This is a genomic window from Roseateles sp. GW835-FHT13E02, from assembly GCF_058794035.1.
This window is the reverse complement of the sequence record NZ_JBXAGJ010000001.1, coordinates 279,884-301,538: the sequence shown is the minus strand read 5'-3', so window position 1 is coordinate 301,538 and position 21,655 is coordinate 279,884. Positions and strand designations below refer to the sequence as shown.

The 21,655-nt window shown below is 66.5% G+C and carries 15 protein-coding genes; 4 read left to right on the top strand and 11 right to left on the bottom strand.

All coding sequences use genetic code 11. The features are described 5' to 3' along the window. Positions 1–22 precede the first annotated feature (22 nt). From dnaJ to AC1Q6P_RS01245, 6 genes are all read right to left on the bottom strand, one after another. Positions 23–1,162, bottom strand: coding sequence for a molecular chaperone DnaJ (gene dnaJ / locus AC1Q6P_RS01270; RefSeq protein ID WP_492664246.1), 1,140 nt, complete (start codon positions 1,160–1,162; stop codon positions 23–25). Positions 1,163–1,291: 129 nt separating this feature from the next. After that, positions 1,292–3,250, bottom strand: coding sequence for a molecular chaperone DnaK (dnaK, locus tag AC1Q6P_RS01265; RefSeq protein ID WP_492664247.1), 1,959 nt, complete (start codon positions 3,248–3,250; stop codon positions 1,292–1,294). Positions 3,251–3,398: 148 nt separating this feature from the next. Next, the gene (gene grpE / locus AC1Q6P_RS01260) at positions 3,399–3,923 is read right to left on the bottom strand and encodes a nucleotide exchange factor GrpE (protein ID WP_102769540.1); all 525 of its coding nucleotides are present in this window, start codon (positions 3,921–3,923) and stop codon (positions 3,399–3,401) included. A 96-nt stretch (positions 3,924–4,019) separates the two neighbouring features. Then, a complete protein-coding gene (locus AC1Q6P_RS01255) occupies positions 4,020–4,457 on the bottom strand; it encodes an RNA-binding S4 domain-containing protein (RefSeq protein ID WP_492664248.1) in 438 nt (145 codons plus the stop codon). Positions 4,458–4,484: 27 nt separating this feature from the next. Continuing rightward, entirely contained in the window at positions 4,485–5,951 is a 1,467-nt protein-coding gene (locus AC1Q6P_RS01250; RefSeq protein ID WP_492664249.1) for a sensor histidine kinase, read from the bottom strand. Further along, entirely contained in the window at positions 5,944–6,654 is a 711-nt protein-coding gene (locus tag AC1Q6P_RS01245) for a response regulator transcription factor (RefSeq protein WP_492664250.1), read from the bottom strand. The genes AC1Q6P_RS01250 and AC1Q6P_RS01245 overlap by 8 nt, the downstream gene beginning before the upstream one ends. A 173-nt stretch (positions 6,655–6,827) precedes the next feature. On the opposite strand from AC1Q6P_RS01245, the gene AC1Q6P_RS01240 reads away from it, so the two are divergent. The 4 genes from AC1Q6P_RS01240 (at position 6,828) to AC1Q6P_RS01225 (ending at position 11,057) form a co-directional block, all read left to right on the top strand. Continuing rightward, positions 6,828–7,862 carry a porin gene (locus AC1Q6P_RS01240; RefSeq protein WP_492664251.1) on the top strand — a complete coding sequence of 345 codons (1,035 nt, stop codon included), beginning with the start codon at positions 6,828–6,830 and terminating at the stop codon, positions 7,860–7,862. 82 nt (positions 7,863–7,944) lie between these two features. Beyond that, positions 7,945–8,904, top strand: coding sequence for a Bug family tripartite tricarboxylate transporter substrate binding protein (locus tag AC1Q6P_RS01235; RefSeq protein ID WP_492664252.1), 960 nt, complete (start codon positions 7,945–7,947; stop codon positions 8,902–8,904). A gap of 91 nt (positions 8,905–8,995) precedes the next feature. Further along, a complete protein-coding gene (locus AC1Q6P_RS01230; RefSeq protein ID WP_271009924.1) occupies positions 8,996–9,514 on the top strand; it encodes a tripartite tricarboxylate transporter TctB family protein in 519 nt (172 codons plus the stop codon). A 13-nt stretch (positions 9,515–9,527) separates the two neighbouring features. Continuing rightward, positions 9,528–11,057 (top strand): tripartite tricarboxylate transporter permease, encoded by a 1,530-nt coding sequence (locus AC1Q6P_RS01225; RefSeq protein WP_492664253.1) that lies wholly within the window; start codon positions 9,528–9,530, stop codon positions 11,055–11,057. Between the two features lie 19 nt (positions 11,058–11,076). On the opposite strand, the gene hemH is transcribed toward AC1Q6P_RS01225, so the two are convergent. The 5 genes from hemH to AC1Q6P_RS01200 form a co-directional block, all read right to left on the bottom strand. Further along, entirely contained in the window at positions 11,077–12,162 is a 1,086-nt protein-coding gene (gene hemH / locus AC1Q6P_RS01220) for a ferrochelatase (RefSeq protein WP_492664254.1), read from the bottom strand. Positions 12,163–12,234: 72 nt separating this feature from the next. Beyond that, positions 12,235–13,218 carry an adenylate/guanylate cyclase domain-containing protein gene (locus AC1Q6P_RS01215; protein ID WP_102767385.1) on the bottom strand — a complete coding sequence of 328 codons (984 nt, stop codon included), beginning with the start codon at positions 13,216–13,218 and terminating at the stop codon, positions 12,235–12,237. Positions 13,219–13,500: 282 nt separating this feature from the next. Continuing rightward, the gene (gene rpoD, locus AC1Q6P_RS01210) at positions 13,501–15,774 is read right to left on the bottom strand and encodes an RNA polymerase sigma factor RpoD (RefSeq protein ID WP_171825836.1); all 2,274 of its coding nucleotides are present in this window, start codon (positions 15,772–15,774) and stop codon (positions 13,501–13,503) included. 450 nt (positions 15,775–16,224) lie between these two features. Further along, entirely contained in the window at positions 16,225–18,300 is a 2,076-nt protein-coding gene (gene dnaG / locus AC1Q6P_RS01205) for a DNA primase (protein WP_492664255.1), read from the bottom strand. A gap of 9 nt (positions 18,301–18,309) precedes the next feature. Further along, complete coding sequence (locus AC1Q6P_RS01200) at positions 18,310–21,483, bottom strand: putative bifunctional diguanylate cyclase/phosphodiesterase (protein WP_492664256.1); 3,174 nt, start codon at positions 21,481–21,483, stop codon at positions 18,310–18,312. Between the last annotated feature and the right edge of the window lie 172 nt (positions 21,484–21,655).

Below are 21,655 nucleotides of genomic sequence, written 5' to 3'. Positions count from 1 at the left end.
GCCGGAGGGCCCACCCGAGGGCTTACTTGAAGATGTCCTTGACCCGGTCGGTCCAGCTCTTGGCATTGGGCGAGTGCTTCTCGCCGCCTTCGCGGAAGCTCTTGTCCAGCTCCTTCATCAGCTTGCGCTGGTACTCGGTCAGCTTGACCGGGGTTTCCACGCTGATGTGGCAATACAGATCGCCGGGGTAGCTCGAGCGCACGCCCTTGATGCCCTTGCCGCGCAGGCGGAAGGTCTTGCCATGCTGGGTGCCTTCGGGCAGCTCGATTTCGGCCTTGCCGCCCAAGGTGGGCACTTCGATCGTGCCGCCCAGGGTGGCCGTGGTCAGGCCCACCGGCATGGTGCAGTGCAGGTCATCCCCGTCGCGCTCGAAGATCTCGTGTTGCTTGATGCGGATCTCGATGTAGAGGTCGCCCGAGGGGCCGCCGTTGACACCGGGTTCGCCATTGCCAGCCGAGCGGATGCGCATGCCTTCGTTGATGCCGGCCGGGATCTTGACTTCCAGCGTCTTGCTTTTCTTAACCTTGCCCTGGCCGTTGCAGGCGGTGCAGGGGTCCGGAATGATCTTGCCGGTGCCGTGGCAGTGCGGGCAGGTCTGCTGCACCGAGAAAAAGCCTTGGCGCATGTGCACCGTGCCTGAGCCATTGCAGGCGCCGCAGCTCTTGGCGCTGGTGCCGGGCTTGGCGCCGGTGCCGCTGCAGGTCTCGCAGTTGTCCCAGCTGGGGATGCGGATCTGCGATTCCTTGCCGCGGGCCGCTTCTTCCAGCGTGATCTCCATGGCGTAGGACAGGTCGCTGCCGCGGTAGACCTGCTGGCCGCCGCCGCGCCGGCCACCGCCGCCGTTGAAGATGTCGCCAAAGATGTCGCCAAAGGCTTCAGCGAAGCCGCCAAAGCCTTCGGCACCCGGGCCGCCGCGGCCACCCATATTCGGGTCGACGCCGGCATGGCCGTATTGGTCATAGGCCGCGCGCTTTTGCGCGTCGGACAGCATCTCGTAGGCCTCTTTGGCCTCCTTGAACTGTTCTTCGGCCTTCTTCGCACCCTCGCCCTGGTTGCGGTCGGGGTGGTACTTCATGGCCAGCTTGCGGTAGGCCTTCTTGATCTCTTCTTCGGTTGCCGTTTTGGCGAGGCCGAGGATCTCGTAATAGTCACGCTTTGCCATGGGCGGGGTCCGTGCGGTTCAAAACAACAGCGCCGCGTCGAGCGGGGGAGGCATCAAACCTCCTTGGCTGCGGCGCGGCGGCGAAGACGGCCGGTTTCTCATTGGAGACCGGCGCGCCCAAGGTCTTTCTTACTTCGAGTCCTTGACTTCCTTGAACTCGGCGTCGACCACATTGTCGTCGGCCGGCTTGGCGGAAGCTTGCTGAGCCTGCGGCTGCTCGCCACCGGCGGCACCGGCTGCCGCAGCCTGCGCAGCTTGCGCGCCTTGTGCGTCGGCGTAGATCTTCTCGCCCAGCTTCTGGCTGGCGGTCATCAGGGCTTCGGTCTTGGCTTCGATGTCGGCCTTGTCGTCGGACTTGATCGATTCTTCGGCGGCCTTGATGGCTTCCTCGATCTTTTCCTTCTCACCGGCTTCCAGCTTGTCGCCATGCTCGGCCAGCGACTTGCGCACGCTGTGCACCAGACCATCGGCCTGGTTGCGGGCCTGCACCAGCTCGACCTTCTTCTTGTCCTCGCCGGCGTTGGCTTCGGCGTCCTTGACCATCTTTTCGATCTCGGCTTCGGACAGGCCGGAGTTGGCCTTGATGGTGATCTTGTTTTCCTTGCCGGTGCCCTTGTCCTTGGCGCCGACGTGCAGGATGCCGTTGGCGTCGATGTCGAAGGACACTTCGATCTGCGGCGTGCCGCGCGGTGCCGGCGGGATGCCTTCGAGGTTGAACTCACCCAGGCTCTTGTTGCCCGAGGCCAGCTCGCGCTCGCCTTGGTAGACCTTGATGGTCACGGCCGGCTGGTTGTCGTCGGCGGTGGAGAAGGTCTGGCTGAACTTGGTCGGGATGGTCGTGTTCTTGGCGATCATCTTGGTCATCACGCCACCCAGGGTTTCGATGCCCAGGGACAGCGGGGTCACGTCCAGCAGCAGCACGTCCTTGCGGTCGCCGCCCAGCACCTGGCCTTGAATCGCAGCCCCCACGGCCACGGCTTCGTCCGGGTTCACGTCACGGCGCGGTTCCTTGCCGAAGAACTCCTTGACCTTCTCTTGCACCTTGGGCATGCGGGTCATGCCGCCGACCAGGATCACGTCGTCGATGGCACCCACGGCCACGCCCGCGTCCTTGATGGCGGTGCGGCAGGGGGCGATGGTGCGCTCGATCAGCTCGTCCACCAGCGACTCCAGCTTGGCGCGGGTCAGCTTGACGTTCAGGTGCTTGGGGCCGGTCGCGTCGGCGGTGATGTAGGGCAGGTTGACGTCGGTTTGCGAGCTGTTGGACAGCTCGATCTTGGCCTTTTCTGCGGCTTCCTTCAGGCGCTGCAGGGCCAGCACGTCCTTGGTCAGGTCGACGCCTTGCTCTTTCTTGAACTCGGTGACGATGTAGTCAATGATGCGTTGGTCAAAGTCTTCGCCGCCCAGGAAGGTGTCGCCGTTGGTCGACAGCACTTCGAACTGCATTTCGCCGTCCACATCGGCGATTTCGATGATGGACACGTCAAAGGTGCCGCCGCCCAGGTCATACACCGCGATCTTGCGGTCGCCCTTGCCATGCTTGTCCAGGCCGAAGGCCAGGGCCGCGGCGGTGGGCTCGTTGATGATGCGCTTGACGTCGAGGCCGGCGATGCGGCCGGCGTCCTTGGTGGCTTGGCGCTGGGCGTCGTTGAAGTAGGCCGGCACCGTGATCACGGCTTCGGTCACTTCTTCACCGAGGTAGTCCTCGGCGGTCTTCTTCATCTTGCGCAGCACTTCGGCGCTGATTTGCGGCGGGGCCAGCTTCTTGCCGCGCACTTCCACCCAGGCGTCGCCGTTGTCGGCGGCTGCGATGGCGTAAGGCATCAGCTCGATGTCCTTTTGCACTTCCTTCTCGGTGAATTTGCGGCCGATCAGGCGCTTCACCGCGTACAGGGTGTTCTTGGGGTTGGTCACGGCCTGGCGTTTGGCCGAGGCGCCGACCAGGATCTCGCCATCTTCTTGGTAGGCAATGATGGACGGGGTGGTGCGAGCGCCTTCGGCGTTCTCGATCACGCGGGTCGTGTTGCCTTCCATGACGGCCACGCACGAGTTCGTGGTGCCCAAGTCAATGCCAATGATCTTTCCCATGGTCTTACTCCTGAAGAATTTTGATGCGTTGCAGGCGGCGCGCTGATGGCTGGTGGAAGCGCTGGCGCGGCGGCCGGATGGTTCTTAGCTGCGGCTGGCGGTCGGGCTTTCAAGCCCGGCCGACCGAGCATTTCGTGCAGTTTTGTCTTTATTTCGGGGCGGTGACGGTCACCAGGGCCGGGCGCAGCACGCGCTCGGCGATGGAGTAGCCCTTTTGCAGGACCATGACCACCGTGTTGGGCTCTTGCTCGGCCGGCACGACCGAGATGGCCTGGTGCTGGTGCGGGTCGAACTTGGTGCCGGCGCTGGGGTTGATCTCCAGCACCTTGTTGCGCTCCAGGGCCGAGGCCAGCTGGCGGCGGGTGGCGTGCACGCCTTCCAGCACCGTCTCGACCTTGGCGTCGGGCAGGGCGATGGCGGCGTCCATGCTGTCCATCACGGGCAGCATGGATTCGGCGAAGGATTCCACGGCGAACTTGCGGGCCTTGGACATTTCTTCTTCCGAGCGGCGGCGGATGTTCTCCACCTCGGCCTTGGCGCGCAGGTAGGCGTCCGACATCTCGGCCAGGCGGGCTTCCACCTCGGCCAGCTTGGTCGCAGCGCTGTCCGCGCCGGTCTCGGCGGCAGAGGTCTCGGGGATCGGCTCTTGGGGGGTGGGAGTGTCTGTGGTCATGATGCAAAAAGAAGCAATGGGGCGCATATGGGCCCCATGCCCTCGATTTCAAGAGGGCTTTTCGAAGGAAATAGGCCGGGTTAACCCGCTATTTTCTCATTCTGAGTCAGCGCTGGCCGACCAGCGGTCCCAGTCGCTGAGACGGCGGCGGTCCAGCTTGGTGGGGCGGCCCTGGGTGATGGTGGCGGCCGGCTCGGGCGCCAGGCGGCGGCGCTCGGCCGCCAGCTCGCGGCGCCGGATGCTCTCGGGCGTCTCTTCATACATGCCCTGCGCCTGACTGGCCGGGCCGCGCTGCGGGCTAAGGCCCAGCACGCGCACCTCGCGGTCCACCACGCCCTGGCGGAAATGCAGCAGGTCACCGAGCTTGAGCTCACGTGAGGCCTTGGCCACCTGCTCATTGACCTGCACCCGGCCCTTGCCAATTTCCTCGGCGGCCAGCGAGCGGGTCTTGAAGAAACGCGCGGCCCAGAGCCATTTGTCCAGGCGCACGCCGGTCTCAGCGGGGTCGTGTTCTTCCTTGCCCTTGTTTTTCATGCCGGCGATTTTCGCTCAGGCTTTCGCTCAGGTGCCGGCCCGGGGCAGTTCCACCACCGCATCCAGCCCGCCCACCTGTCCCTCCGCTCCGAGGCGATTGCTGAGCGTGATGCGGCCGTTCAGTGACATCACCAGGGCGTGGCAGATGGCCAGGCCCAGGCCTGAGCCGGAGGGGTTGTCGCCGCTGGCAAAGGGCAGGAAGAGGCGCGCCTGCTGCGCCGGCGAGAGGCCCGGGCCGCTGTCGGCAATGGTCAGCCGTGCCAGCTCGTCCAGGCCGCGCAGCTCGATCGTCAGCCGCCCGCCAGCGGGCGTGTGCAGGATGGCGTTGTGCAGCAGATTGCGGGTCAGCTCGCGCAAGGCCCATTCGTGGCTGGCGATGGGGGCGGGCTCGGTGCTGATGTCGAAATCCAGGCCGCGCTGCACGATCAGCGGCGCCAGGTCCAGGGCCACGGCGCGTGTCACCTCGGCCCAGTCCTGGCGCGGCATGGCGGCATGGGGTTGGTCGCCCTGCTGGCGCATCTGCTCGGCCTTGGCCAGGGCCAGCATCTGGTTGGCGACCTGGGTGGCGCGGGCCACGGTGGTATCAATCTCGGCCAGGGCCTGCATGGGCTCGACATCGCCTTGCCGGGCCGATTGCACCTGCACCTTGAGCACGGCCAGCGGCGTGCGCAGCTGGTGCGAGGCATCGCGCACAAAGCGCTTCTGGTGCTCCAACAGCCGGGCCTGGCGGGTCAGGGCCTCGTTGGTGGCCGCGATCAGCGGCTGCAGCTCGGCCGGCAGGCCGCTCGGAGCGCTGGGCAGCGGGCGCAGGTCATCGGCCTCGCGCGACTGGATCAGCTCGCTGAGCGCGCGCACCGGCCGCGTTGAGCGCTGCACCACCAGCCAGACCACACCGGCAATCACCGCCAGCATGGTGGCCTGGCGCCAGAGCGTGTCCAGCAGCACCTGGCGGGCCAGGGCGTGGCGCAGGTCCAGGGTTTCGGCCACCTGGATGGTGGCCTGGCCAATGCCGGCCTGGCCGGCCACCGGCTGCAGCAGCACGGCCATGCGCACCGGCTCGCCGCGGTAGAAGCCATCGTAAAAATCCACCAGGGCGGCGTACTTGCTGCGTTGGGGCAGGGGGCCCTTCCAGGCCGGCAGGTCTTCATAGCCCGCCAGCATCTCGCCCTGGAAGCCGCTGACCTTGAAATACAGCCGTGTGCTGTTGCCCGACTCGAAGGCCTCCAGCGCCGAATAGGGCACGCTGGCGCGCAGGCGTGGACCCTGCGGCGTGCCTTCGACGCTGAGCAGCTCACCGATGGCCTTGGCCGAGGCCAGCAGGGTGCGGTCGTAGGCCGTGTCGACTGCGTTCAGAGCCTCGCGGTAGAGACTGACCGTGTTGATCGCCACCAGCAGGCCCACCGGCAGCAAGATGCCCAGTAGCAGGCGGCTGCGCATGGACAGCCGGCTCCAGCGTGAGCTCGCTTCGCTGGAAACGCTTGAAGACTCAGGCATCGCCCGCTTCGGCCTGCAGCAGATAACCCAGGCCGCGCAAGGTGGCCAGGCGGGCGCTGCTGCCGCTGGCGGCCAGCTTCTTGCGCAGGCGATAGGCCACCACCTCGATGGCATCGGGCAGCGCCTCGCTGGCACCGGCAAACACCAGATCGAACAAGCGCTCCTTGGCCACCGCCTGGCCGGGCTTGGCCAGCAGGGCGCGCAGCAGGGCGGCCTCGCGCGGCGCCAGGTCCAGAGGCTGGCCGCGCAGGTAGACGGCACCGCTGTCGGGGTCGGCGCGCAGGCCGCAGAACTCGGGCGCCAGGGGGCGATCGTCCGCGCCGTGGTTGCCTCCGCCTTGCTGGCCGCGCCGGCGCACCAGGGCGCGCACGCGGGCTTCCAGCTCGTCCAGATCGAAGGGTTTCGGCAAGTAGTCGTCGGCACCGATGTTGAGGCCGAGGATGCGGTCACCCAAGGTTCCGCGCGCGGTGATGATGATGACGGGGGTGTCCAGGCCTTCGGCACGCGCTTCACTGAGCACATCGAGGCCATCGCGGCCGGGCATGGACAGGTCCAGCAGCACGACATCGGGCAGGCTGGCGCGCCAGCGCGAGAGGGCGCGCTCGCCATCGTCGCAGGTGCTGACGCGAAAACCGCGGCGCTCGAAGGAGCGCTGCAGCGTGGTTTGCATCGCCAGGTTGTCCTCGATCACCAAGAGTTTCATGCGGGCAACGATAGCAGAGCGCCCCCGCGCAGCCGGGCCCCGGCCGCCTCGGGTTTTGCCCCAGGGCTTTGGACAGGCATTTGACAGCCTGGCTCAGCACCATGGCGGTGCACGCTGGGCGAGCCGCCCCGCCTGCGTCCAAACCAAACCCAAAAATGACGGAGACAAGACCTATGAAGACGAAGCGTGGATCTCAAGTCCTGGGCCGCGGCCTGGCTGTTGCCCTGCTGTGCAGCAGCGCCGGCCTGGCCGCTGCGCAGAGCTCGGTGACGATTTTCGGCGTGATGGACGTGGGCGTGCAGCGCCTGTCCAACGGCGGCAAGAGCCTGTCCCTGGTCAGCATCGACGGCATGCAGACCAGCCGCATCGGCTTTCGCGGCACCGAGGATCTGGGCAATGGATTGAGCGCCAGCTTCCACCTCGAAGGCGCGGTGGGCCCCGATGTGGGTTCGGGCGGTGACTGGCGCCGCCGCGCGACCGTCAGCGTCAGCGACAAGGCGGCCGGTGAGGTGCGCCTGGGCCGCGACTATGTGCCCACCTTCTGGAACATCAGCCGCTTCAATGCCTTTGGCACCAACGGTGTCGGCGCGGCCAGCAATCTGGTCTATGGCTTCGACGGCGCCTCGTCCACGGCCAAGACGGTGATCCGCTCGGACAACTCGGTCGGCTACTTCCTGCCCTCGAATCTGGGCGGCATCTACGGCCAGGCCATGATGGCCGCGGGCGAGGGCTCGACCGGCAAATACGTGGGCGGCCGCCTGGGCTATGCGGAAGGGGCACTCGATGTGGCCGGCGCCTGGTCGGAGACCACCAACACCGCGGCCGGCACCAAGTTCAAGGTGGGCAATCTGGGCGGCAGCTACACGGTCGATGCCTTCAAGCTGCTGGGTCTGTACCACGTCAGCAAGCAGGCCTCGCGCGAGCAGACCAACTGGGTGCTGGGCGGCACCTACACCCAGGGTGCCCATGTGCTGCGTTTCAGCCATGTGCGCTCCAAGAACCGCGACAGCGCCAACGGCAGCGACTACAGTGGCAAGCTGCTGGCCCTGGGGTATGTCCACAACCTGTCCAAGCGCAGCTCGATCTACGCCACCACCTCGCGGGTGCAGAACAGCGCGACCGGCAAGTTCCTGATCCCTGGCGGCTCGGCCGTGCTGGCAGGGCAGAGCTCGACCGGCACGGAATTGGGCATCTATCACTCGTTCTGATCGGGCTCAGGCCGCGGCAGCCCACGGCCGCCACGGCGCCGAGACGATCCACAAGACAGCAAAAGCACAGGAGACAAGCACCATGCGTCGCGACACCTTTCTGAAATCCCTGGCCGCCCTGGCTGCCGCCGGCGCCCTGCCGGAGCTGGCCAGCGCCAGCGCCAACATCAAGATGATGATCCCCGCCAACCCCGGTGGCGGCTGGGACACCACCGGTCGTGCCCTGGGCAAGGCCTTGCAGGACGCGGGCATGGCGGCCTCGGTGCAGTACGAGAACAAGGGCGGAGCGGCCGGTGCCATCGGCCTGGCCCAGTTCGTCAACGCCAGCAAGGGCGATGGCAATGCGCTGATGGTGATGGGCGCGGTCATGCTGGGCGGCATCATCACCGGCAAGCCGCCGGTCAACCTCAGCCAGGCCACCCCGATCGCGCGCCTGACCAGCGAGTACAACGTCTTTGTGCTGCCGGCCAACTCGCCGCTCAAGACCATGAAGGACGTGGTCGAGCAGATGAAGAAGGACCCCGGCAGTGTGAAATGGGGCGGCGGCTCGCGCGGCTCGACCGAGCATGTGGCAGCGGCCATGATCGCCCGCGATGTCGGTGTGGACGCGGCCAAGATCAACTACGTGCCTTTCCGCGGCGGTGGCGAGGCCACGGCGGCCATCCTGGGTGGCAATGTCACCGTCGGTGGCAGCGGTTACAGCGAATTCGCCCAGTACATCGAGAGCGGCAAGATGCGCCCCATCGCCGTGACCGCGCCGACCCGGCTCAAGGGCCTGAACGTGCCGACGCTGCGCGAGCTGGGCATCAATGTCGAGATCGGCAACTGGCGCGGCGTCTACGCGCCCCCGGGCATCAGCATGGAACAGCAAAAAGCGCTGACCGACATGATGACCCTGGTGTTCCGCAACAAGAGCTGGATCGAGGCACTGGAAAAGAACGGCTGGACCCCGGCACTGCTGACCGGCAAGGCCTTTGCCGACTTCGTGGACCAGGAGTTCGCCATGCTGCGGGCCGTGATGGTCAAGTCCGGAATGATCTGAGCGATCACGCGCCGGCAAGGCGTGGCACGCGCATCCGGCCGGGCGGGAGCTAGGCGGGATGGCGCTGAGTTCATCTGTTAGCGAGGGTCCTATGGCGACCGAGACTTCTTCTTCCTCCGTGCTGCACCAGAGCCTGGTCGGCGGTGGCGCGCTGCTGATCGGTGCGCTGATGGCGTACGGCGCCACCTTCATTCCTTCCGATGCCGGCTACGCCGGTGTCGGCCCCAATGCCTTGCCCTGGCTGGTCTCGGTGGTGCTGATGATCTGCGGCGCCTGGCTGATCTGGGAGGCGCGCAGCGGCGGTTACCGCGCCATGGAGACGCCTTCGGGCGCGGCCCAGGGCGACTGGAAGGCGGTGGCCTGGGTGGTGGCCGGTGTGCTCGCCAATGCCGGCCTGATCACCGTGGTCGGCTTTATTCTGGCCTGCGCCCTGTGCTTCACCCTGGCGGTGCGTGGCCTGCGCATGTCGGAAGGCCGCCCCGGCGGCGATCTGCGCCAGACCGTGATTGACGGCGTCAGCGGTGTGCTGATTGCCGCGCCGGTCTTCTGGCTCTTCACCAAACTGCTGGCCATCCAGCTGCCCGGCCTGACGGCCAGCGGCTGGCTCTGAGGACGACAACGCCATGGAACTCTGGAATCAGCTGCTCGGCGGCTTCATGACGGCCGGCACGCCGGTCAACCTGCTTTGGGCCTTTCTGGGTTGTGTGATCGGTACGGCCATCGGCGTGCTGCCGGGTCTCGGCCCGGCGGTGACGGTGGCCATGTTGCTGCCCATCACGGCCCAGGTCGAGCCCACGGCCTCGATGATCTTCTTCGCCGGCATTTACTACGGGGCCATGTATGGCGGCTCCACCACCTCCATCCTGCTCAACACGCCCGGTGAGACCGGCACCATGGTGACGGCATTGGAGGGCTTCAAGATGGCCAAGAGCGGCCGCGCCGGTGCGGCCCTGGCCACCTCGGCCATCGGCTCCTTTGTGGCCGGCACGATCGCCACCGTGCTGGTGACGCTGTTCGCGCCGGTCATGGCCGAGTTCGCCGTGACCCTCGGCCCGCCGGAATACTTCTGCCTGATGCTGCTGGCCTTCACCACCGTCAGCGCGGTTCTGGGCAAGAGCACGCTGCGCGGCATGACGGCCTTGTTCATCGGCCTGGCCATGGGCCTGGTCGGCCTGGACCAGATCACCGGTCAGGTGCGCTACACCGGCGGTGTGCCCGAGTTCATGGACGGCATCGAGACCGTGCTGGTGGCGGTGGGCTTGTTTGCGGTCGGCGAGACCTTGTACAACGCGCTCTACGAGGGCCGCAGCACCCAAGAGATCAACAAGATGAGCAGCGTGCACATGACCGGCAGCGAGTGGCGCCGCTCCTGGCCGGCCTGGCTGCGCGGCACGGTGATCGGGTTTCCCTTCGGCACCATCCCGGCCGGCGGCTCGGAGATCCCGACCTTTCTAAGTTATGCGGCTGAGCGCAAGCTGAGCAAGCACCCCGAGGAGTTCGGCACCGTCGGCGCCATCGAAGGCGTGGCCGGCCCCGAGGCCGCCAACAATGCTGCGGTGACCGCCACGCTGGTGCCGCTGCTGACCCTGGGCATCCCGACCTCGGTGACCGCGGCCATCATGCTCTCGGCCCTGCAGAACTACGGCATTCAGGCCGGGCCGCAGCTGTTCCAGACCTCGTCCACCCTGGTCTGGGCCCTGATCGCCTCGCTCTACATCGGCAATGTGATGCTGCTGGTGCTGAACCTGCCTTTGGTGGGCTTATGGGTCAAGCTGCTCAAGATCCCCAAGCCGCAGCTCTACGCGGGTATCCTGATCTTCGCGACCGTGGGGGTCTACGGCATGCGCCAGAGTGCCTTCGACCTGGTCGTCATGCTGGCCATCGGCCTGCTGGGCGTGGTGATGCGCCGCTTTGACTTCCCGACCGCACCGGTGGTGGTGGGCATGATTCTGGGCCCGATTGCCGAGGCGCAGATGCGCAATGCCCTGTCCATCGGCGAGGGCCGCTGGAGCGTGTTCCTGCAGCGGCCGATGTCGGCCGGCCTGCTGGCGCTGGTGGTGCTGGTGCTGGTCTTGCCGCGGCTGTGGCCGCGGGTAGTGCGCTGGCGTGAGGTCAGGCTGGCGGCGCAGCGCAATGCCGCGCACACCGGCTGATCTTCGATCAGTCTTCTGATCAGTCCTTGGCGCCCAGGGCCAGCGCGCGTTCGCGCTGTGCCCCGAGGGCGGAGGCATCGGCCGCCTCGCGCGTGGGCCAGCCTTGCAGATGCTGTTCGGCCAGGTCGGCGAGGGCGCGCATGCCGGCCGGGTCGTCGTTCAGGCAGGGCACATAGCTGAAGCCTTGGCCGCCCGCGTGCAGAAAGGCTTCGCGCGCTTCCTGGTTGATTTCTTCCAGCGTCTCCAGGCAGTCGGCGCTGAATCCGGGGCAGATCAGGGTGACGCTCTTCAGGCCCTCCTGGGCCAGCTTGATCAGGCTGGGTTCGGTGTAGGGCTCCAGCCATTTGGCCTTGCCGAAGCGGCTCTGGAAGGTCACCAGCCATTGCTCGCGACTGAGCCCCAGGGCTTCGGCCAGCAAGCGGCCGGTCTTCAGGCATTCGCAGTGGTAGGGGTCGCCCAGGGCCAGGGTGCGGGCCGGCATGCCGTGGAAACTCATCACCAGCTTGTCGCTGCGGCCGTGTTCGGCCCAGTGGCGGCGCACGCTGTCCGCCAGGGCGGCGATGTGCTGGGGCTGGTCGTGATAGCGGTTGATGAAGCGCAGCTCGGGCAGGTGGCGGGTCTGCAAGCTCCAGCGCGCCACATCGTCGATCACGCTGGCGGTGGTGGCTCCCGAGTACTGCGGGTAGGCCGGCAGGACCAGCACGCGGGTGGCGCCTTCGGCACGCAGGGCATCAAGCTGGGCAGCGATGGACGGCTGACCGTAGCGCATGGCATAGCGCACGCTGAGGCGGTGGCCACGCTCGCCCAGCAGGCCTTGCAAGAGCTTGGACTGGCGCTCGGTCCAGACCTTGAGCGGAGAGCCTTCCGGCAGCCAGACGGTGGCGTACTTGGCCGCTGACTTGGCCGGGCGCACGCGCAGGATGATGCCGTGCAGGATCAGCATCCAGATCAAGCGCGGGATCTCAACCACCCGCGGGTCGCTCAGGAACTGAGCGAGGTAGGTGCGCAGCGCAGCGGCCGTGGGCGCCTCGGGGGTGCCGAGGTTGCAGAAGAGGAGGGCGGTCTTGGGGGCGCTACCGTGGCGGTAGGCGGGTTCAGGCTTCATCATGCTCATCCGGGCATGATAGGGCTTGGTCTGAGTGCCTGCAGCTGTGGGGCTGCAGGCAAGGGGGCGAGCTCAGTGTTGGCTGGCGTTGCTGCCGGGTTTGCTGCTGGCGCTGCCCAGCTGCAGCGGCTCGGTATCGGCGAAGTGCAGCACTTCGAAGCGCACGGTCGGCGAGGTCGGGTCCACCGGCGGGCTGCCCAGGCCGATTGCACCGCTGCCGTGCAGGGTGCAGCTGCCGCGCTTGAGGCTGACGATCTCGCCGTCCAGGCCGAAACGCACGAAGGTGCCGTTGTAGCTGAGGTCGGTGATGGAAAAACTGCCGCCATGCCAGTCGATGCGGGCATGCGAGCGCGACACCCGGCCATCGGTGATGCAGTAGGTGGCCTGCACGCTGCGGCCCAGCACGATGGGCATGCTGTCGATGTCGAAGACGCGGTCCAGATCCATCCACACCAGGCGGATGCCGTCGGGCTCTACCGCATGGACCACCTCGCCAAACTGCGTGGCCGCCATATCGCTCTGGTTGGGTTGGTCCAGCACATGGACATGCACCGGCTCGGCCCGGCCGCGCAGGGCGATCAGATCCAGGCTGCGAAAGCGCAGCTTTTGCGTGCTGGGCAGGCCGGCGAGCACCTCGGCGGTGATCAGGGTTTCGTTGTCACCGGCGTGGTCGAGCAGGCGGGCGGCCACATTGACGGCATCGCCGAAGCAGTCACCGTTGAGCTCCACCACCTCGCCGCGCGCCAGGGCCACTTGCATGCGCAGGGCGCGCAGGCTGGCCGAGCCTTGCTGCTTGCCGCGCGCCACCAGGTGCTCCAGAAACTCGTGCATGCGGATGGCGGACTTGACGCCATCGCGCGGCACCTCGAACACCGCCATCAGCCCGTCGCCCAGGGTCTTGATCAGGCGGCCATTGCACTCGTCGACCGCACGCGCGATCAGGTTCACGGTGTGGGTGACCAGGGCCGAGGCTTCGGCATTGCCCAGGGTCTCGAACAGTGCTGTGCTGCCGCGCAAATCGGCAAACAAAACAGTGCGTTCCCGGATGTCGGCCATGTCAGATCAGAAGGGGCGAAAGTGCGTGAAGTTCTTGGCAGTGTAGCCGCCCCATATGGCGGCGGCTCGTCGGTGCGTTGGGCAGCGTTTCGTGCGTGCGCCAGCCTCGAATCCATGTTCCTGCTGCGCGCACAAAAAAAGGGCTGGATCGCTCCAGCCCTTGGTGCTTCGGACCCACCCGATTACAGGTTGTCCAGATACGTGCGCAGCTTGTGCCTGCGGCGCAAGCCGCGTTGCCGCTGCGCGGCAGCCCGCTGTAGCGGGCCACGCATCTGGCCAAGCTTACAGGTTGTCCAGATACGTGCGCAGCTTGTCACTGCGGCTCGGGTGCTTGAGCTTGCGGATGGCCTTGGCTTCGATCTGGCGGATGCGTTCGCGGGTGACGTCGAACTGCTTGCCCACTTCTTCCAGCGTGTGGTCCGTGCTCATCTCGATGCCGAAGCGCATGCGCAGCACCTTGGCTTCGCGCGGGGTCAGGCTGTCGAGGATGTCCTTCACCACATCGCGCAGGCCGGCTTGCATCGCTGCTTCGATCGGCGCGGTGTTGTTGGTGTCCTCGATGAAGTCGCCCAGGTGACTGTCGTCGTCGTCACCGATCGGCGTTTCCATGGAGATCGGCTCCTTGGCGATCTTCATGATCTTGCGGATCTTGTCCTCGGGGATCTCCATCTTCTCGGCCAGGGTCGGCGCATCCGGCTCAAAGCCGAATTCCTGCAGATGCTGACGCGAGATGCGGTTCATCTTGTTGATCGTTTCGATCATGTGCACCGGGATACGGATGGTGCGGGCCTGATCGGCGATCGAACGGGTGATGGCCTGACGGATCCACCAAGTGGCGTAGGTCGAGAACTTGTAGCCGCGACGGTATTCGAACTTGTCCACTGCCTTCATCAGGCCGATATTGCCTTCCTGGATCAGGTCCAGGAACTGCAGGCCGCGGTTGGTGTACTTCTTGGCGATGGAGATCACGAGACGCAGATTGGCCTCGATCATTTCCTTCTTGGCGTCGCGCGAGGCCTTTTCGCCCTCGTTCATCTTCTTGTTGATGTCCTTGAGGTCATCAATCGGCACGACGGCCTTGCTCTGGATGTCGATCAGCTTTTGCTGCAGTTCCTGCACCGGCGGCAGGTTGCGGGCCAGCACGGCGGAGTAGGGCTTGCCGGCGGCGACTTCCTTCTCGGCCCAGGCGCGGTTCAGCGCATTGGGCGGGAAGTTCTTGATGAAGTACTCCTGCGGCATGCCGCACTTGTCGACCACGATCTTGCGCAGCTCGCGTTCGTAGCGGCGCACATCGTCCACCTGCGAGCGCAGCAGATCGCAGAGCTTCTCAATCGTCTTGACGGTGAAGCGGATGGTCATCAGCTCGGCGCTGATGGCTTGCTGGGCCTTGTTGTAGGTCGGTGACTTGTAGCCGTCCTTCTCAAAGGCCTTGCGCATCTTGTCGAAGTTGACGGCCAGCGAATCCAGCTTGACCAGGGCGGCGTTCTTCAGCTCTTCCAGCTTCTTGGTCAGGGCCTTGGAGCCGCCGTTGCCGTCGTCATCGTCTTCTTCGTCGAACTCGTCGAAGTCTTCTTCGGCCACATAGTCGTCGGCCTCATCGGCAGCGACGAAGCCGTCCACCACTTCCGAGATGGTCTTCTCGCCGGCGCGGATCTTGTCGGCCAGGTCCAGGATGTGGGCGATGGTGGTGGGCGAGGCCGAGATGGCCAGCATCATGGCCTGCAGGCCGCCTTCGATGCGCTTGGCGATTTCGATTTCGCCTTCGCGGGTCAGCAGCTCGACCGTGCCCATTTCGCGCATATACATGCGCACCGGGTCGGTGGTGCGGCCGAATTCCGAGTCCACGGTGGACAGGGCGGCCTCGGCCGCTTCTTCGGCTTCTTCCTCGGTCGAGGTGGCGGTGGCGCTGCCCTGGATCAGCAGGGTGGCGGCATCTGGAGCCTGCTCGTAGACCGCGATGCCCATGTCGTTCAACATGGAGATGATGGCCTCGAGGATTTCCTCGTTGACCAGCTTTTCGGGCAAGTGGTCGTTGATTTCCTGGTGCGTCAGGAAACCACGCGTCTTGCCCATCTTGATCAGGGTCTTCAGCTCGTGGCGGCGCTTGGCGGCTTCTTCTTCCGTCAGTGCCGTTTCTTCCAGGCCGAACTCACGCATCAGCGCGCGCTCCTTGGCGCGCGAGACCTTCATGCGCAGGGGCTTGGCCTTGGGCTTGTCCTCGGCAGCTTCGGCCACCTCGGCTTCGGCTTCCGGCTCGCCTTCCAGATCGGCTTCGAGGTCCGAGAAGTCTTCGTCCTCGACCTCGGCGGCCTTCTTGCCCGCGGCCTTCTTGGTCTCGGTGGCTGCCTTGGGCTTGCGGCCGCGCTTGGGCTTGTCCTCGCCCTCTGCCGTGGCCGCTGCGGCCTTGGGCGCCTTCACGGCCTTGGCCGGCTTCTCGGCTTTTTCGGCAGTGGCTGCGTCGGCCTTCACGGCCTTGACCACCCGCACGGCCTTGGCGGCGGGCTTTTTGGTTTCTTCGGCGTCGGGTGCGGTGGGCGCGGTCTTCTTGGCAGTCATGCAGATCCTCGGGTGGATGGTGGGCGGGCGGGCCGAAAAGCTAGGGAAAGCGGGAAACTGAAATATTTTTTCGCTGAAACCGGTGCGCTGCAGTGTGCCGGACATGCAGCAGCCACCTGGGGGCGTTCACTGCGCTTTTCAAGGCGGAGTTCGACCCAGGTGGCATTCAGACGCTGCTTTCCTCGCTGAGCCTTTGTGTCAGCGTTGTCAGCAACGTGGCGCGACCAAGCTAGCGTGTACGTTTGTCAATGCAAGGCTTGGCGGATACAGGTGGCCTTGATACCGCTGTGGGTGCCCAGTGTCGCTGGGTGGCCGGGTCCGGAAGCACATGCCGTCACTCTTGAGACGCGCGCGAAAACCCCACATTATCGCCCAAAGCCGAGGCGGCTACAAAAATCACCGTGAAAGGTGGGCCGTACCGCCACCGGAGCGCGCGGCCGGCGGGGCCGCTCAGGCCGTGCTTTCCTGGCTGAGCGGGGTGTCCTTGAGCTGCTTGATCTGGGTGCGGATCTGTGTGAATCGGCGCAGGTCCTCGCTGCTGGGCGTGCCTTGCACCAGTTTCTGGGCCTCGCCCTCCAGCCGGGCGATCCAGAGTTGGCGCAGGGCCAGCTGGAAGACTTCGAACTGCGGCTCGTCCTCGGTGAACAGGTCGACCAGCAAGCCACGGGCCGAATCGAGCACGCCGTCCTCCGACATGCTGGCCTCCAGTGCCGACCAGGGTCCCGCGCCGTGGTGCACCAGATAGCGCTCCAGCCAGGTCACCAGTTCGCCGTGCACGCCGGGCAGCTGGTGCAGCAGCTGGTGGTCCTCGGCGCTCAGCCGCTCCCACCAGGCGCTGTTGAGCAGCAGCATGCGCAGGGCGTTGTCCATGGGGGAGCTGGGGGCGCGGCGCGGCAGCTGCGGGGCTTCATCTTCGCCGCGGCGTTTCCAGCTGCCTTTGCCTTTCCAGTCTTTCTTGTCCTTCCAGTCGCCGCTGGGCTTCCATTCCTTCTTGCCCTGCCAGGGCTTGCGCTCCCCGGCCGAGGGTCCGCTGCCCGCGGCAGCACCGCCGAGGCCTGGGTCGGGATGGAAATCGCCGTAGTCGGCGGGCTCGTAGTCGGCCGGGCCGTAGTCGGGCGGCGGTTCGTCGCCGTCTTCGAAGCTGCTGCGTGGCGAGTGGCTGCTGGGCGCCGGGTTGCGCGGTGGGCGCTGCTCGCTGCGGCCGCCGCCACGGCTGCCTTCGGCCTGCACCTGCCAGGCGCTCATCAAGTCCTGGTCGCTGAGCTGCGCGCGCTTGGCCAGCTCGCCCAGCAGCGCACGCTTGAGCAGACCCTGGGGCAAGGCCTGCCAGAGCGGCCGGGCATTGGACAGCATGCGGGCGCGGCCTTCCACGCTGCCCAGATCGCAGCCCTCGGCTGCGGCCTCCATCAGCTGGCGTGAGAGCGGGATCGCCTCCTGCACACAGCGCTCAAAGGCCTCGGCGCCGAGCTCGCGCACGTAGGAGTCGGGGTCGTGTTCGGCCGGCAGGAACAAAAACTTGACGCTGCGGGTATCGGTGGCATGGGGCAGGGCGGCTTCCAGCGCCCGGCCGGCAGCGCGGCGTCCTGCCGCGTCACCGTCGAAGCTGAAGACCACCGATTCGGTGAAGCGAAACAGCTTGTGCACATGCTCGGCCGTGCAGGCCGTGCCGAGCGTGGCCACGGCATTGTTGAAGCCGCTCTGCGCCAGGGCCACCACGTCCATATAGCCTTCCACCACCAGGGCGTAGCCGCGCTGGCGCAAGCCGGCTCGGGCCTCGAACAGGCCATAGAGCTCGCGGCCCTTGCTGAAGACCGGGGTTTCCGGTGAGTTCAGATACTTGGGTTCGCCCTTGTCCAGCACCCGGCCGCCGAAGCCGATGGTGTCGCCCTGGACATTTCGGATCGGGAACATGATGCGATCCCGGAATCTGTCGTAGCGCTTTTGTTCTTCGCCTTCTTCGCCGGAGACGATCACCATGCCAGCCTCGGCCAGCAGCGGGTCGTCGTAGGCCGGAAACGCGCTGGCCAGGGCGCGCCAACCTTCGGGTGCGTAGCCGAGGGCGAAATGGGCGGCGATCTGGCCGGTCAGGCCGCGCTTCTTGAGGTAGTCGATGGCGCGCGGTGATTTCTTCAGCTGGCCGCGGTAATGGTCGCTGGCGCGCAGCAGCACATCGGTCAGCGTGGCCTGGCGCTTTTTCTGCGCGGCGGCGCGTTCGCGTTCCTCGGCCGAGCGTTCGTCCTGTGGCACTTGCATGCCGGCCTGCTGGGCCAGCTCCTGCACCGCCTCGACAAAGCCCAGGCCGCTGTGCTCCATCAGGAAGCCCACGGCATTGCCGTGTACGCCGCAGCCGAAGCAGTGGTAGGTCTGCCGGGTCGGGCTGACGATGAAGCTGGGCGATTTTTCGCCGTGGAAAGGGCACAGGCCCTTGTGGTTGATGCCGGCTTTTTTGAGCTCGACATGGCGGCCCACGACCTCGACGATGTCGGTGCGGGAGAGAAGGTCTTGGATAAAGCCAGGTGGGATCACGCGGCGAGTCTAAGGCAAGCCTCGGGCCGCGCCCGGGGTGACTGTGGCCCCTGCCGCCTCGCGCGCCCGCAGCGCCTGCATCCACCCGGACTGCGGGAAGGCGCGCACCCAGGCCGCCACCTCGGTGGCCGGCATGGCTTCGGCGATGCCATTGCCCTGGCCCTGGATGCAGCCCAGGCGCAGCAGGGCGCGGGCATGGGCGGCGGTTTCCACGCCTTCGGCCACCACGCTGCAGCCGAAGTTGTGGGCCAGGCCGATCACGCCCTCGACCAGGGCGCTGTCCTGGCTGTTGATCAGCATGTTCTGCACAAAGGAGCGGTCGATCTTGAGCGCATCGACCGGCAGGCGTTGCAGATAGGTCAGGGTGGAGTAGCCGGTGCCGAAGTCATCGAGCGCGAAGCTCACACCGTAGCCGCGGCAGCGCTTGATCAGGGCTTGCGTGGCGTTGATGTCGGCGAGGGCGGCGGATTCCAGCACCTCCAGGCTCAGGTGGCGCGCCACCGGCTCGCTGTGCCGCTGCAGCAGCTCCTGCAGGCGCTGGGCAAACTCGGGCATCTGCAGCTGGCGGGCGGTGACGTTGACGCTGATGTTCAGGCCCAGGCCCTCGGCCAGCCATTGCTCGCTGTGCTTGAGCGCTTGTTCCATCACCCAGTCGCCGACCTGCACGCCCAGGCCGGTGGGCTCGATCAGTGGCAGGAAATGGGCCGGGCCCAGCAGGCCGCGTTCGGGGTGCTGCCAGCGCAGCAGGGCTTCCATGCCCAGCACCTGGCCGGTCTGCATATCGATCTTGGGCTGGAAGTAGAGCTGCAGCTCGCTGGCATCCAGGGCCTGCTGCACGCGCGCCAGCGCGATCAGGCTGGCTTCGTTGCGCAGGCGCTTGGCGGTGTCGAACAGCCGGTAACCGTTGCGCCCGGTGTGCTTGACGCGGTAGAGCGCATGGCCGGCATGGCGCATCAGGGTCTCGGCGTCGCTGTCGTCTTGCGGGTAGAGCGTGGCGCCCATGCTGGCGCTGAGGTCGAGGATCAAGGTGTCGGCCAGGCCCGGCTGGCCGGCGGCCAGCTTGTAGGGTTGGGCCACCACGGCCAGCAGCCGCTCCAGCGCCTGCTCGGCCTCGTCCTGGTTTTTGGCCCGCAGCAGCAGGGCAAACTCGTCGCCGCCCAGGCGCGCCACCACATCCGACCATTGCGCGCTGCTGCGCAAAGCGCCTTGCAAGCGCTCGGCCACTTGCAGCAGCAGCAGGTCGGCCCGTTCGGGGCCATGCTCGGCATTGATGCGCTTGAACTGGTCCAGGTCGAGGCGGCAGATGCTGAGGTGGAAGCCGTCGCGCTCGCTGGCCTCCAGGCCGCCTTGCAGCAGGCGCATGAACTCGTCGTGGTTGGGCAGGCCGGTCAGGGGGTCGAAGCGCGACTGCCGGTCCAGCCGGTCCTGCTGCTGCAGGGCCAGGGTCAGGTCGGACATGGTCAGCACCCGGTAGCGCAGCGGGCCGTCAGGCTCGGGAATGGTGGACACCGTCAGCTGCAGATGACAAGGGCTGCCGTCGGCTCGCTGGGCATGCACGCGGCCTTGCCAGAAGCCCTCGCTCTGCAAGGCCAGGTGCAGCTGTTCCGGGCTGTGGCCCGATTGGCGCAGCACCTGGATCTGCAGTGGTGGCGCGGTCTGGCCGACCAGGGCTTCGCGGTTGTGGCCCAGCATGCGGCAAAAGCTCGGGTTGGCGTCCAGCAGCCGGTCTTCGGTGTCGGTGACGGCCAGGCCTTCGTGCAGATGCTGGAACAAGGCCACGCTCATGCGCTGGCGCTCCTCGGCCTGGTGTTGCCAGTTGATGTCGCGAAGCAGGGTCAGCAGGCGTAGGGCATGGCCTTGCGGGTCGCGCGCCTGCACGCTGCCCTTGAGCTCGTACCAGTGCCAGAGCCCCGGCTCGCCGCCCAGGCTGGGCAGGCGCAGCGAGGCGATGAATTCATCGGGCCCGCCCGGCGGCAGCAGGCCTTCCAGGGCCTGGCGGCAGCGCTCGCGGTCCAGGGGGTGGCTGATGGCCAGCCAGTCGCTGGGCCAGGCTGCAGCATCTTGCGCGGCGGCGGCGCCGGTGTAGCGCAGCCAGGTCGGACAGGCCTGGTGGCTGACATCCAGGCCGCGTGAGCCTTTCGTGCTGCGCTCCAGCCGCCATTCGGCCAGGCCCATGCCGGTGGCGGCCAGCAGGCCTTGCCAGTGGTGGCGTTCGCTGCGCGTCTCCCAGTTCTGAGCCTGCAGCAGGGCCGGCAGAAGACTCATGGCCAGGCCCAGGCTTGCCATCACGGCGCACAACTCAAACAGGTTCAAGCCTTGTAGTGGCCCCCAGCCTTGCGCCCAGCTCAGGCTCAAGCTGCCCAGGAGCCAAGGCAGCAACGCTGCGGTCAGCCAGCCGCGTCGATGCACAAGGGTCAGCAGGCTGAAGAGCAGCAGGATCGCCAACATCAGGCTCAGGCTGCCAGCGTCCAGGCCTTCATGCCGCCACAGCAGGCCGGTTTGGAGCAGCGCGCAGGCCGCAGCCAAGGCCGCGCTCAGCGCGCTTCGCTTCCAGTTGCGGGTGGGAATCAAGGGCCTGGCGTTTTGCGGCCACAGCCGCGAACCTGGCTCGGCGGACTTGTTCGGCGAAGCCAAGGCATGCAAGCCTTGAAAAAGCAGAGGTGCCAGACTCAACACACCCAAACTCTGGCTCAGCCAACTCATCAGCAGTGCGGACCAGGCGCCATGTTCGGGGATTCCGCCGGTGAATTGCAGCAGCAGACAGCTCAGCAGAGCACTCAGGCCACCGCCGCCCAGCGCCGCCAACAGCAGCCATTGCGCGACATCACGGCGTCGCTGTAGCCGGCTTTGAAAGCCCCCGGCATGCAGACCTTGTACGGCGATCCAGGTGCCGGCAAGCTGGGTGACCGCCAGGCCGGCAGCGAGAGCCGGCGGGGTTTGCATCAAGCAGGACGTGGCGAACTGCGACAGCCATAACGCGGGCAAGAGGCGCGGCCCCCACAGGCAAAGGGCAACCAGTGACACCGCGGCGGGTGCCCAGATCAGACCATTCATTCCGGCCGGCAACCAGCTCAGGCCCAGCTGAGAGGGCTTGAGATCTGCGGCCAGCAGCAGCCAGGCCCAGAGCAGGCCGGCCATGAGGACGCCCACCTGTTGGGCCAGCAAGCGTACGCGTCGGGCCACTTGCGACTGATGCAGCGCTGGCGTGTGGGGAAGGGCAGCGATGTCGTCCAAATCAGTACGCGTGAAAACGGGCCAAGGTGAAGGCGGGCGGTCTATGTATCGAGGCGTCCCGCGGCCGGTTTCGAGGCGCAAGAGACGCTCCAATCACCCTGAAACTCCGTCCGCTTTGGAT

What these genes read in the sequence shown, in the direction of transcription:
- dnaJ (WP_492664246.1), bottom strand. Translation starts at nt 1,162, where the DNA reads ATGGCAAAGCGTGACTATTACGAGATCCTCGGCCTCGCCAAAACGGCA.
- dnaK (WP_492664247.1), bottom strand. Translation starts at nt 3,250, where the DNA reads ATGGGAAAGATCATTGGCATTGACTTGGGCACCACGAACTCGTGCGTG.
- grpE (WP_102769540.1), bottom strand. Translation starts at nt 3,923, where the DNA reads ATGACCACAGACACTCCCACCCCCCAAGAGCCGATCCCCGAGACCTCT.
- AC1Q6P_RS01255 (WP_492664248.1), bottom strand. Translation starts at nt 4,457, where the DNA reads ATGAAAAACAAGGGCAAGGAAGAACACGACCCCGCTGAGACCGGCGTG.
- AC1Q6P_RS01250 (WP_492664249.1), bottom strand. Translation starts at nt 5,951, where the DNA reads ATGCCTGAGTCTTCAAGCGTTTCCAGCGAAGCGAGCTCACGCTGGAGC.
- AC1Q6P_RS01245 (WP_492664250.1), bottom strand. Translation starts at nt 6,654, where the DNA reads ATGAAACTCTTGGTGATCGAGGACAACCTGGCGATGCAAACCACGCTG.
- AC1Q6P_RS01240 (WP_492664251.1), top strand. Translation starts at nt 6,828, where the DNA reads ATGAAGACGAAGCGTGGATCTCAAGTCCTGGGCCGCGGCCTGGCTGTT.
- AC1Q6P_RS01235 (WP_492664252.1), top strand. Translation starts at nt 7,945, where the DNA reads ATGCGTCGCGACACCTTTCTGAAATCCCTGGCCGCCCTGGCTGCCGCC.
- AC1Q6P_RS01230 (WP_271009924.1), top strand. Translation starts at nt 8,996, where the DNA reads ATGGCGACCGAGACTTCTTCTTCCTCCGTGCTGCACCAGAGCCTGGTC.
- AC1Q6P_RS01225 (WP_492664253.1), top strand. Translation starts at nt 9,528, where the DNA reads ATGGAACTCTGGAATCAGCTGCTCGGCGGCTTCATGACGGCCGGCACG.
- hemH (WP_492664254.1), bottom strand. Translation starts at nt 12,162, where the DNA reads ATGAAGCCTGAACCCGCCTACCGCCACGGTAGCGCCCCCAAGACCGCC.
- AC1Q6P_RS01215 (WP_102767385.1), bottom strand. Translation starts at nt 13,218, where the DNA reads ATGGCCGACATCCGGGAACGCACTGTTTTGTTTGCCGATTTGCGCGGC.
- rpoD (WP_171825836.1), bottom strand. Translation starts at nt 15,774, where the DNA reads ATGACTGCCAAGAAGACCGCGCCCACCGCACCCGACGCCGAAGAAACC.